Origin of the sequence: Sorangium sp. So ce321 (assembly GCF_051530195.1) — a bacterium.
Taxonomy (GTDB): domain Bacteria; phylum Myxococcota_A; class Polyangia; order Polyangiales; family Polyangiaceae; genus Sorangium.
This window is the reverse complement of the sequence record NZ_CP150329.1, coordinates 8,787,786-8,799,224: the sequence shown is the minus strand read 5'-3', so window position 1 is coordinate 8,799,224 and position 11,439 is coordinate 8,787,786. Positions and strand designations below refer to the sequence as shown.

Annotated in this window: 8 protein-coding genes; 4 read left to right on the top strand and 4 right to left on the bottom strand. The window is 72.4% G+C overall.

The window, feature by feature from the left end:
• The first annotated feature begins 58 nt into the window (after nucleotides 1-58).
• Entirely contained in the window at nucleotides 59-400 is a 342-nt protein-coding gene (locus WME89_RS32480) for a nuclear transport factor 2 family protein (protein ID WP_438003544.1), read from the top strand.
• A 333-nt stretch (nucleotides 401-733) separates the two neighbouring features.
• On the opposite strand, the gene WME89_RS32475 is transcribed toward WME89_RS32480, so the two are convergent.
• Both WME89_RS32475 and WME89_RS32470 read right to left on the bottom strand, forming a co-directional pair.
• Complete coding sequence (locus WME89_RS32475; protein WP_438003543.1) at nucleotides 734-2,797, bottom strand: B12-binding domain-containing radical SAM protein; 2,064 nt, start codon at nucleotides 2,795-2,797, stop codon at nucleotides 734-736.
• Between the two features lie 104 nt (nucleotides 2,798-2,901).
• Nucleotides 2,902-5,556, bottom strand: a complete 2,655-nt coding sequence (locus WME89_RS32470; protein WP_438003542.1) for a DNRLRE domain-containing protein — start codon at nucleotides 5,554-5,556, stop codon at nucleotides 2,902-2,904.
• Between the two features lie 304 nt (nucleotides 5,557-5,860).
• On the opposite strand from WME89_RS32470, the gene WME89_RS32465 reads away from it, so the two are divergent.
• Both WME89_RS32465 and WME89_RS32460 read left to right on the top strand, forming a co-directional pair.
• Nucleotides 5,861-6,892, top strand: coding sequence for a synaptic vesicle VAT-1 family membrane protein (locus WME89_RS32465; RefSeq protein WP_438003541.1), 1,032 nt, complete (start codon nucleotides 5,861-5,863; stop codon nucleotides 6,890-6,892).
• A 627-nt stretch (nucleotides 6,893-7,519) separates the two neighbouring features.
• On the top strand, nucleotides 7,520-8,449 hold the full coding sequence (locus WME89_RS32460; RefSeq protein ID WP_438003540.1) for a hypothetical protein: 930 nt from the start codon (nucleotides 7,520-7,522) through the stop codon (nucleotides 8,447-8,449).
• A 144-nt stretch (nucleotides 8,450-8,593) separates the two neighbouring features.
• Here WME89_RS32460 and WME89_RS32455 read toward each other — a convergent pair whose 3' ends face one another.
• A complete protein-coding gene (locus WME89_RS32455; protein WP_438003539.1) occupies nucleotides 8,594-9,325 on the bottom strand; it encodes a sigma-70 family RNA polymerase sigma factor in 732 nt (243 codons plus the stop codon).
• Nucleotides 9,322-9,630 (bottom strand): hypothetical protein, encoded by a 309-nt coding sequence (locus tag WME89_RS32450; RefSeq protein ID WP_438003538.1) that lies wholly within the window; start codon nucleotides 9,628-9,630, stop codon nucleotides 9,322-9,324. The genes WME89_RS32455 and WME89_RS32450 overlap by 4 nt, the downstream gene beginning before the upstream one ends.
• A 162-nt stretch (nucleotides 9,631-9,792) precedes the next feature.
• Between WME89_RS32450 and WME89_RS32445 the strand changes: the two genes are divergently transcribed.
• Complete coding sequence (locus tag WME89_RS32445; protein ID WP_438003537.1) at nucleotides 9,793-11,388, top strand: serine/threonine-protein kinase; 1,596 nt, start codon at nucleotides 9,793-9,795, stop codon at nucleotides 11,386-11,388.
• Nucleotides 11,389-11,439 lie beyond the last annotated feature (51 nt).

Below are 11,439 nucleotides of genomic sequence, written 5' to 3'. Positions count from 1 at the left end.
TCTTGTCGGTTTCATCTCGCAGTCCGCGAGCGCGTGCATTGGGCAAGGAGGAAATACCATGGTGACGCCTGTCGAGATCGTTCAACGCCAGTTCGATGCTTACAACGCGCACGACCTCGAGGGGTTCGTCGCGAGCTACAGCGACTCGATCAAGGTGTTTCGAATGCCGTCGTCCGAGCCGACGATCACGAGCAAGGCGCAGTTCTCCGAGTTCTACGCGACGAAGCGGTTCAACATCCCCGGGCTGCGCGCGGCGTTGCTGGCGCGCATGTGCGTCGGCAACAAGGTCGTGGATCACGAGCGCATCTGGGGGCTCGGCGAGCAAACGGTGGACATCATCGCCGCCTACGAGATCACAGACGGGCTCATCTCGACCATGTGGATCTTCCCCGCCACGTAGTCAGCGCCGCGAAGTCCCGAGTTGCCACCGGGGATGAGCGCGACTTCGTCCTGCAACCGTTTCATGCGATCTGCTTCCGGGCCGCAAGCCGGATGAGCCACTGTTCCCATGGCGCCGATGCGCGCGGCGCCGGTGCGCGAATGACACCCCAGCTCGCGCCGTGCGCGGCGCTCCGGACCGGAGGCTGTTCGCGCCCAGCCGCCACGGCTTGAGCAAAATTGGCAGGGGCCGGCGCGGAGCGCGCCCCGCCGCGATGGGCGCGCCCCGCCGCAATGGGCGCTCCCCGCTGCAATGGGTCGCGCCCCGCGCGCCGCGATCCCGCCGCAGCGGCGCTCAGCGCGCCGCGCTCGTCGCGTGCGACGGCCGCCGCCCGGACGTCACCGCCGGCGCGGCGCCCGCGGCGAACCGGACGCGCACCGGCCGCGGTCGGAGCGGCGGCAGCGACCGCGCGAGCGCCTCGTAGGCGTCGCGCCCCACGCGCCGCTCCTCGTGGACGAGCGTCGCCCAGATCTGCGCCTCGCGCGCCTCGGCGTGCTCGGCCGCGCGCGGGTCGAAGCGCAGCCCCCGCTCGATGACGGTCGCTCCGTTGAACGCTATAGCCACGCCGCCCTCGGGGCGGCGCGCCGCGCGGTCGCGGAAGACGCTGGGCCCGAAGCGGTCGTACTGGAGGATCGTGTGCGCGGTCGACACGGCGCCGGCCCACGGATAGCTGCGCAGGGTCCAGCCGCGCGACAGATCGGCGAGCCGCTCGTCGACGTCGGCCCGCTCGGCGTCGGTCTTCCACGGCTCGCGCGGGACGAAGAAGAGGCCGAGCCCGAGCTCGTCGCCCTCGAGCTCGAACACCTCGTCGATGCCGAAGCGCTCCGGGGTCTGCGCGACGAGCGAGCCGTGCGTGAGGCCGAACTCGCCGACGATGTAGACCGCGAGCGCCTCGCGCCGCGCGCGCAGGAAGTCGAGCGTCGCGACCGCCTCGGCGTGCGTCTCCGTGGGGAACTCGGTGAAGCACATCGCCTCGGCGGCCACGCCCGCGGACGCGAGGTGATCGATGACGTCGGAGACGACCTCGACGGGCGCGCCCTTGTCGATGAGGCCGAGGACGCGCGGCGACGCGGACTCGACGCCGAGCGCGCACGCGACGGCGCCCGCGCGGCGCAGCACGTCCGCGCGCTCCCTCGTGAGGTACTTCTCCGGCTTGAGGTCGGTCGCCCAGCGGACCTCGAGGCCGGCGTCGATGATCGCCTGCGACATCTTCACGAGCGTCTTCGGCGCGACCGAGTCCTGCGACAGGTAGAAGTGGCGCGTGCCGTGCCGCGCGGCGAGCGCGCCGAGGTGCCCGACGATGGTCTCGACGGCGCGCTCGCGGTACGCCGCGGTGCCGACCTCGGCGAGGCCGTAATGGCAGAAGGTGCACTTGCCCCAGTAGCAGCCCCGCGTCGGGTCGTACGGGAGCACGAGCGACGGCGCGAGGTACGCCTCCAGCGGCAGCCCGTCGAAGTCGGGCGCCGGGAGCGCCTTCAGGTCCTCCATGCCGTGCCCCGACAGCCAGCGCGCGCCCAGCAGGCGGTCGCGGACGACGACGTTCGGCACGTCGCGGAGCGGCTGCCGCTCGTCGAGCGCGCGAGCGAGGGCGAGCAGGGTGTGCTCGCCCTCGAAGAGGCACGCCGAGTCGAACGGCCCGAGCGCGCGCGCGAGGCGCTCGCCCGACAGCCGGAGGAGCATCTGCGTGACGCCGGGGCCGCCGCACGTGACGTGCACGGCGGGCAGCGCTTCCTTGATCTTGTGCGCGAACGCGTACGCCGGCTGGAGCTGGCCCGGGAAGCACACGGAGAGGCCGACGATGTCGGCGCGCGCGTCGCGGAGCCGGGGCACGAGCACCTGCTGCACCCAGGCGTCGAACGGGTCGTGCTCCGGCCGGCTCGACCGGGCGATCTCGTCCATCGACATCAGGCCGAACGGCGTCCGGTAGGCGGTGAAGTCGAGCTTGAGGGGGTGGTGGGTGGCGGACACGACGCCGAGCGCTGCCTCGATCGTCGCGACCGCGCGGGCGTAGGCGTCCGCGTCGTAGAAGGCGTCCGCGGAGCGGAGCGCGGCCTTGGCGGCGTCGACCGCCCCCGGGACGGCGTGCGCGTCGCCGCGCGCGCGGGCGAGCGCGAGGTACTCGAGCTGGTCCGCGTGGGGGAGCGCGGGGCGGCGGTCGAGCTCGCCGAGGCGCGCCTCGAGCCGGTCGAGGAGCCCGGCCATGCTCTGCGACGTGAGCAGCGCGTCGAACGCCTCGACGTTCGCGTCGACGGGCAGCACCTCCACGCCGTTGGCGCGCAGGAAGCCGGTCAGCATCGGCACCGCGAGGTACGGCGCGGTGGGGTCACAGGTCGGCGGGTAGACGAGCGCGATGCGCATTCGGGCGGCGGTCTAGCACAGGGCGGGGGGAGCGTCCGGCCCCGCCGTTTGCGGCGCGGCGGCGCGGCGGCGTGGAGGTGCGGCGGCGCGGTTGCGCGCGCGGTTCAGGGCGTGACGTAGCAGACGTCGAGCCTGGGATGCGCGTCGCTCCTCGCGTGCTCGCTCGACCGGAAGCTGTGCTTGTTCGGCCCGGGCTCGCGCAGGAGCACGCCGTGGTTCGGGAGGGACCCGTCGACCCACGCCTGGGTGAGGGCGGTCACGTCGCACGACTGGCGCGCGTCGATCCCGGCCGGGGCGACGAACGACGCCTCCACGGCGGGGTCGAAGGCGCCACCGAAGCTCGAGGAGGTGACCGTCGCCTCCGACCAGGGAGCGGTGATCGCGTGCGCCTCCACGACGCCTGACGTGGCCTGCCACTGCATCGAGAGCGAGAGCGTCGCCGACTGGACCGCGGCGTTCCCCGGGATGGCGCCGACGTCGAAGGCGAGGAGGCTCATCTTCTCGCCGGAAGAGTGCAGTCCGGTGCCGAGGAACTCGTACGCACCGGTGCGGTTGTTCGGCTCGCCCGTCGAGATGTACGCGTCCGCCACGCCGCCGGAGACGCCGCGCTCGATCGTCACGCACACCGGCTCGCAGGCATCGCCGAGCCCGTTCGCGTCCGCGTCGCCCTGCCCCGGATTGGGGTCGAGCGGGCAGTTGTCGCAGGCGTCACCCGCGCCGTCCGCGTCGGCGTCCGACTGATCGGCGTTCGCGAGGAGCGGGCAGCTGTCGGCGCCGTCAGGCACGCCGTCTTGATCGGCGTCGCCCTGACCGGCGCGATCGAGCTGCAGCAGCGCGAAGACCGAGAGGCTGTCCGTGCGCGCGCAGAGGACGTTCTCATCGACGTCCGCTTCCGCCCCGTCGAGCTCGGTCATCACGTGCCATCCGGGGTTGTGTACCCCGTCAGCGGTGCTGTCGGCGAAGCGCAGCATCCTCAGGTCTGCCTCGTCCGACGCGGTCAGCTCTGCCTGGGCATACGAGAGACAGACCCGGACCGGCGGCGTGAACTCCGCCTGCGTGGTGATGCTGTGATAGACGATGGGCGCTCCGCCAACCGTCGTCATGAACCCAGGGGGCGGGGCCGGACCGACAGGCGACGCGGTCACCGCGACGGGGCCGGGCGCGTCGATCTGCCCGAAGTCGAGCGTCACGGCGTGCTCGGGGTGGTCCGGGACGAGCTCGGTGAACGCGACCAGCGGGGCGTCGCCCCCGGCCTCGAGGGCGACCGGAGCCTCGATGCGGAACGGGAAATGCGCGAGCGTGATCACGGCGCCCGCGACGGTCGCAGACGCGTAGACGTCGTAGGTGCCGGGCAAGGCGATGATCTGGAGCATCGGATTGAGCAGCTCCGCCTCGCGCCCGACCGCCTGGAAGGAAGTGCCGTTCTCCTCCCAGCCGTGGAGCCTCGGGCTGGACACGCTCTCCGGAGCTCCCAGAAAAGGAGCGACGTCGTAGACCATCTGGGTCGATACGGTCGTCAGCTGGATGTCCTGGCCGCCCACGTCCTCGCCCGCGCTCAGGCTGATCGGCTCGCTGAGGTTCGAGTTGTTGGAGATCCACACCTCGGTCGGCGTCGTGGGATCCGGCTCGTGAATGTAGAGGTCATACCCGCTGATCGTCCAGGTCCCCGCGACGGTGGCCAGATCGAGCTCCCCCGATGACAGGTCCACGTCGTCGTAGGCGGTCCAGTAGCGGGTCTCCTCGGATCGCGCGGCCCGGACCGTCGCCGACGACAGATCCGCGAAGGTGTGGAAGCCCTGCACGTCCAGGTCGCCGCGGAGGAAGGCCAGATCGCCGCCGAAGCTCCGCGTCTCGCTGCCCTCCGGTGCCAATGTGACGTCCTGCCACGGGTAATGCAGGTAGCCATACGGCGCGTCGAAGTAGGTGCTTGCGCCGAGGAAATAGTCCCCTGCTGCCAGCGGAGAGAAATCGTGGCTGCCGCTGCTGGAATACAGCTCGGCGACCCCGGCGCTCGCGGCGCTCGTCTGAAGAGACAGGGTATGCGAGCGCACGATGTCGGGGCCGCTCAGGCTCATGTTCGCGGTGATGGTCCCCAGCAGGCGGGTCGTGTCCAGGGTCCAGCCGAGGCTCGCGCCGCCCGCGCCGAGCGACAGCGCGCGCGGCTCCAGCGGGAGCGTGACCGACGCGCCGGAGGGCAGCGTGATGACCGTGCTTCCCGAGATCTCCACGGCGCTGTCCAGGACCATCGGGAGCGAGAAGCTCGACGTGCCGTTCTTGGCCGAAGTCGTCACGTATTCCTCATCACCTTCATTCGCGCTGGCGATGATGGTGTAGCTGCTCACCGCGCCTCCGATGACGTTGATCGTGCCGGAGATGCGCGCGACATCGTAAGAGAAGTCGCGGGTTACCGTGGACCCCGGGGGCACCTCGGTCGACTGTCGCCAGCCGTAGACCGACAGATACGTTGACCCACTGCCGTTGTCCACGTAGGCAGCCAGCTGGATGTGATAGGGCCTGCCTCCCTCCACCGTGAGCGCGTAGGACGGCTCGCCGCCGCTGATCTCCGCGAGGTAATAGCTGCCGTCATCCGTGTTGGCATAGACCTGTCCCCAGGTCACCGCCTCGGAGCCCAGTGAAACGACGCCGGTCAGCGTGCCCGGTTGGGACGTGACCGTCTGGGATGCGGCCGGGCCGGCGGCCAGGAGAGCCAGGGCGATCCACGGGATGCACCGGGCGGTGTGGGGGATCCACTGTCTCATCGTGCTGTCCTCTCCGCTGCGCATCAGGGCGACGCGCGAAACCCGCGAGTCGGGGAGCCGAGCGGACCGATTCACGATGAGGGTAAAGAGGGCCAGTCGCGGAGGCAACGAAATAACGTTGAGGTGCTCCTGTCGTATCGACCTCGCTTTGCGGCAACGCCCTCACGCTACAGCAGAGACGAATTTGCGAGCTCGTCTCGACGGCACCGACGGACGTGAGGTCAGGGGGCCACCGATGAGGCCGGTGCGGCGCGGGCCTCTCCGGCTGATGCGCGCCGGGCGCGGATCCTCTACAGGAGGGCCCATGCGCAAGATCGTCGTCCACGAGCCCGGCAGCCACGACAAGCTCCGTGTCGAGGAGCACCCCGACCCGGTCCCCGGGCGCGGCGAGGTGCTCCTCGACGTGCAGGCGGCGGGCGTCAACTACGCTGATTGCGTCGTCCGCATGGGCCTTTACGAGTCGGCGAAGAAGTACGTCGGCTGGCCCATCACCCCCGGCTTCGAGGTCGCCGGCACCGTCGCCGCGCTCGGCGAGGGCGTCTCCGACCTGGCGGCAGGGGCGCGCGTCTTCGCCGTGACCCGCTTCGGCGGCTACGCCTCGCGCGTCGTCGTCCCGCGCCACCAGGTCTACCCGCTGCCGGCGCGGCTCACGCCGGAGCAGGCGGCCGGCTTCCCGGCGGTGTTCATGACGGCGTACTACGCGCTGTACGAGCTCGTGCGGCTCCGCCCGGGCATGGCCCTGCTGGTGCACTCGGCCGCCGGCGGCGTGGGCAGCGCGCTGGTGCAGCTCGGCAAGATCGCCGGCTGCCGCGTGGTCGGCGTGGTGGGCGCGGCGCACAAGGTCGAGACGGCGCAGCGCCTCGGCGCCGACGCGGTGATCGACAAGAGCCGCGAGCCGCTCTGGGCTGCGGCGGAGCGGCTCGCGCCCGAGGGCTACGACGTGGTCCTCGACGCAAACGGGGTCGAGACGCTGCGGCAGAGCTATCGGCACCTCGGGCCGGCGGGGAAGCTCGTCGTGTACGGCTTCCACACGATGCTGCCGCGGCAGGGCGGCCGCCCGAGCTACCCGAAGCTCGCGCTCGACTTCTTGCGGACGCCGCGCTTCAACCCGCTCGACCTCTGCAACGACAACAAGAGCGTGCTCGCCTTCAACCTCTCGTACCTGTTTCACAAGACGGAGATCCTGCGCGAGGCGATGGATCGGCTCCTGGGCTGGGTCGAAGAAGGGCGCGTCTCGGCGCCGCCGGTGACGACGTTCCCGCTGGAGCGGGTCGCCGACGCGCACCGCGCGATCGAGTCGGGCAGCACGGTGGGCAAGCTGGTGCTGACGATGTAGAGCGCTGCCGGGGTGCCCGCGCGCTGGGTCATGCAGGCCGCGCGCCGGGTCATGGGCGGGCGGCGCGTGCTGGACAGCATGAAACCGACAGCGCCGGCCGTCCGCCTCGACGCGGCGGGATCGAGGGCGCCGGGTAGACTTGAAACCAGCCTGGAGGGTGTCGAGAGGCTCCGGGGAGAATTGCAATTCAACCGGGCGGCTGTCGGGAGCCGTCGGATGAATTGAAATTCAACCCGCGAGGTGTCGAGAGGCTCCGGGGAGAATTGCAATTCAACCGGGCGGCTGTCGGGAGCCGTCGGATGAATTGAAATTCAACCCGAAGGCTGCAGAGAGCCCAGGGGCAGCTTTTTGCCGTCCCGACGGATCCCACGGGCGCGCCGGGCCCGTGCAGACCCACAAAAAAAGAGACGGGCCCTGGTCGATTTTCGTGACCCGATCTGGGTCGCGCTCCCGATCTGTCTCTTTGACGGGACAGAAGGGCGCCGCGCGACGATTCCCCTTCGCGCGGCGCGCTCCGTCCCGCTGGCCCTGGTCCATCGTCCGCTCGCGCCGCGCGCGGCGAGGCGGCGGCTCGGGTCGAGCCCAGCCAACAGCCTCCCTTTCGAGGAGACTTCAGGAGGAAGAGACATGCCTGCTGCGATGAAGACGAAGAAGCGCTCGCTGACCGCCGTGGCCTCTGGAGAGCCGTCGTACGCCCCGCCCATCTACACGCCTGCGGCCGGCAAGAAGGCGCTCGATGCGCTCGCCCCGGAGCTCGACAGCCTGACAGAGGCCGAGCTCGTCACCGTGAGGATGGACGTCGAGGCGGCCACGTACGCGGCGCTCGGTGTCGTCGGTTTCGTGTCCTCGCCGGACGTGCGCGCGCGCTTCGCGCGGTTGCCCGAGGAGGAGTTCGACATTTCGCACCTCGATGCGCTGGAGCTCGCGTGCTTCGCCACGCTCCACGCGCTCGCGGAGGTCCGGGCCGCCGGCGCGCTCGAGACGGACGCGCGGCTGCCGGTGGCGCTCATCACCGAGGCGACGGAGGTCGAGGGGCGCATGCAGGCGCTGTGCGAGTACCAGCTCGCGGACGATCCTGCGATCAAGCCGGAGCTCGACCGGCTTCGGCCGGGCACCGGTCATCGCGACCTCGCGAACGATCTGCTCGGCTACGCGCGGATTTACGAGCTGCGCGCCGACGTGGTGAAGGCGGACGGGAAGCACTACCGGGCCGGCGACGCGGCGCGGGCGCGGGAGCTGGCCGGGGCGATGATCCAGAAGCTCTCGGCGGCGCTGACGCCGAGGGCCCGTGAGGCCTATGACCGGTACGTGCGGGTGTGGACGCTGCTCTGCCAGCGCTACGACGAGGTGCGGGCGGCAGGGCTGTGGCTCTGGCGGAAGAACGCGCGCGTCCAGGAGCGGTTCCCGTCGCTGTTCGCGGCGGGCCGGCCGAACGTGGGCCGGTCGAGGAAGGAGGAGCCGAAGGGGAGCGAGGGGGACGGGGGTGGTGGGAGCGGCGGCGGAGACGAGCCGGGGCCGGCGCCTGTCCCGGATCTCGTGACGGAAAGCCCCGCCTGACCGAGGCAGCGGTGCCGTCCTGCGCGCGAGCTGGTTCGAGCGCAGGGCGGCAGCGGAGCGCTCACTCCGAGGTCGCGCTCGACGAGACCTTGGCGTGGAGCTCCGAACGCTCGGAGGGCCTTCATCACACGCGGGGCGTTCTCCTCATGTCGCATCGACGGAGAGCCCCACCCGCTCCGGCGCGGCGGCGCCCCCCTGCGCGCGCTCCCGGTCCGCGCGCAGCGCTGCGGCGAGGCGCTTCTGGGCTTCGGCCCCGCGCCGCTTCGCGGTCCGCTCCGAGCAGCCGAGCGCCTCGCCGAGCGCCTGCCAGGTCCGCTCCTCGACGTGGCGGAGCACGAGGACGCGCCGCTCCTCGTCCGGGAGCCGCGACAGCGCGGACTCCACCGCGCGGATGGCGCGGTCGTACGTGGCGCGGAGCCGCTCGCCCTCCTCGCCGGTCGCTCGCAGCGCGCGGCCCACGAGGCCGAGCACCGCCGCCGCGGCGACCTGATCGCCCATGCCGTCGACCTGCGCGGATGTCTCGGCGTCGCTGTCGGCGAGGAGGTCGCTCGTGTCTTGCACCGCCTCGGCGGCGTCGTACCCGTCCTCGCGGGCGGCGCGCCAGTGCTTCGACTCCTGCCGCAGCGTGTCCGAGAGCGCGCCGTCGACGCGCCGCCACGCGTAGACCGGGAAGGGGACGCCGCGGGCCGGGTCGTAGCCGAGCGCGGCCTCGTGGAGCGCCTGGAGCGCGGCGGAGCGGAGATCGTCGGCCACGTAGTGCGCGCGCGTGCGCCGTAGGAAGTGGTGGCAGAGCTTCTCGGCGAGCGGCACGGCCTGCGCGACGAGCGCCTGCTGGTCGGGGCTCAGGGGCCTCCGCGTCCGGTCGCCGTGGCTCATCGGGGGCTCCCTCGCCCGCGTCCCCGGGCTGCGCTCGCCTTCTCCGCGAGCCGCTGCGCGGCCTCGGCCAGCGCCGCGGGGTCGCGCCGGTCGACCTCGCCGCTCGACGCGGGGACCGTGCGCGGGCGGAGCCGGTCGACGAGCGGGGCGGCGACGGGGTGCGTCGCGAGGAAGCGCGTGGTCAGCGCGCGCAGCGCCTCGAGGTCCTCCGCGGGCAGGAGATCGGCATAGGGGGCGACGGCGTGGGCGACGCGGGCCTCGAGGGCCGGATCGACGTCATCGGGTTCGGGGCGCGGGCTCGACATGGGGCTCCAGAGGCGCGCTGCTCGCCGGCGCAGCGTGCGCTCAGCGCGCTGAATGCGAGGGACACCCGACGCTACCTTTCCGCGGGAGGGTCAACAAGGGTAGAGAAGCGATGATGGCCAGGGTGCCACGGCGTGGCGCGCTGCGAGGCGGGGTGTCGCGAGGTGACGAGCGTCGATGAGCTGCTGAGCCCCGGGGCGCTGTTCCAGAAGCGTTTCCTGATCGACCGCCTCCTCGGACGCGGGGGGATGGGCGAGGTCTGGGCCGCGCTCGACGCGACGCTCGAGCGGCCCGTGGCGATCAAGGTCATCCACCGCGCGCTCGCGGGGGAGGCGCGCTACGCCGAGCGCTTCCTCCGGGAGATGAAGCTCGTCGCGCGGGTCGCGCACCCGAACATCGTGCGGCTGTACGACGCGGGCGCGACGGCGGACGGGCGGCTCTTCATGGTGATGGAGCGCGTCTTCGGCGTCGCGCTGCGGGAGATGATCGCCGGCGGCGCGCGGCTCGACGTGGTGCGCGCGCTCCACTACGCGATCCAGGTCGCGGACGCGCTCGCGACGGCGCACGAGGCCGAGCTCGTGCACCGCGACGTGAAGCCCGAGAACATCCTGGTGAGCGGAGGCGTGCACGCGCGGCTGCTCGACTTCGGCGTGGCGAAGGACGCGCGCGCGCCTGGGCAGACGTCGCTGACGCTGCAGGGGAGCGTGGTCGGGACGTCGCGCTACATGGCGCCGGAGCAGATCGCCGGGCGCGCCGTGGACGCGCGCGCGGACCTGTATGCGCTCGGCGTGGTGACGTACGAGATGCTGGCGGGGGCGCACCCGTATGCGGTGCTCGACGGGGTATCGGGCATCCGGGAGACCGAGATCCTGGCGGCGCACGTGCACCTTTCGGCGACGCCCCTGCCGGAGGTGCTGCCGGAGTGCCCGGAGGCGCTGTGGCGCGCGGTGGCCAGGTGTCTCGCGAAGAGGCCGGAAGAGCGGTTTGCGCGGGCGGCGGAGCTCGCGGCGGCGCTGCGCGAGGTGGCGCGGACAGCGGCGCCGGCGGAGAGGGCGCTGGAGGACGCGAGCGCGCGGCAGCTCGCGAGCGAGGCCTGGGACGCGGCGCGGGAGCGCGCGATCCGCGGGGGCGGCGGGGAGCCGCGGGGAGAGGCGGGGAGGGACGCGGCGCGGCTGGCGACGGCGTTTCCGGTGGGAGGCGCGGCGGCGGGAGGCGCGGCGGCGGGAGGCGCGGCGGTGGGAGGCGCGGCGGCGGGAGGCGCGGCGGCGGGAGCGGATGCGCGGAGCAGGCTGGGGATGGCGCAGCGGTTCAAGGTGGAGCCGGCGTGGGGCCTGGGTGGGGCGAGCGCGGGGAAGGGGACCGGGGGCGAAGCGGCCGGGGAGCGATCGCTCTTGCCGGCGCGGTCCGTGGAGGGCGACACAGCTACGAGGCAGGGCGCGGGGTCGGCGGGACAGGGCGCGAGGGCGAGCACGCTGGTGAGCACGGAGACGTGGGACGGGGCGGTTGCTTCAAGGACGGGAGCGGCGACACTGGCGAGCACGGAGAAGTGGACGGGCGCAGCGGCCGTCAGGGCGGCGATGACGGGGGGAGAGCGGTTGGCGACGACGGAGCCCTGGAAGAGCACCCCGGCCGGCGATGGCGTGGTGGCGACGAGCGCGGCGCCTTCGCGGACGAGCTGGCGGCTGGTCGCGGTCGTGGTTCTCGTGCTCGGTCTGGCGGCGCTTCTTGCCGTCCTGCTGACTGGGCTGGTGAGGGGGTAAGGCGCCGTCGGAATCAGCCCGCTCGCCGCGGGCGCAGCCACCGGCAAGGGT

Coding starts and splice junctions, on each gene's coding strand:
- WME89_RS32480 (WP_438003544.1), top strand. CDS start 59: ATGGTGACGCCTGTCGAGATCGTTCAACGCCAGTTCGATGCTTACAAC.
- WME89_RS32475 (WP_438003543.1), bottom strand. CDS start 2,797: ATGCGCATCGCGCTCGTCTACCCGCCGACCTGTGACCCCACCGCGCCG.
- WME89_RS32470 (WP_438003542.1), bottom strand. CDS start 5,556: ATGAGACAGTGGATCCCCCACACCGCCCGGTGCATCCCGTGGATCGCC.
- WME89_RS32465 (WP_438003541.1), top strand. CDS start 5,861: ATGCGCAAGATCGTCGTCCACGAGCCCGGCAGCCACGACAAGCTCCGT.
- WME89_RS32460 (WP_438003540.1), top strand. CDS start 7,520: ATGCCTGCTGCGATGAAGACGAAGAAGCGCTCGCTGACCGCCGTGGCC.
- WME89_RS32455 (WP_438003539.1), bottom strand. CDS start 9,325: ATGAGCCACGGCGACCGGACGCGGAGGCCCCTGAGCCCCGACCAGCAG.
- WME89_RS32450 (WP_438003538.1), bottom strand. CDS start 9,630: ATGTCGAGCCCGCGCCCCGAACCCGATGACGTCGATCCGGCCCTCGAG.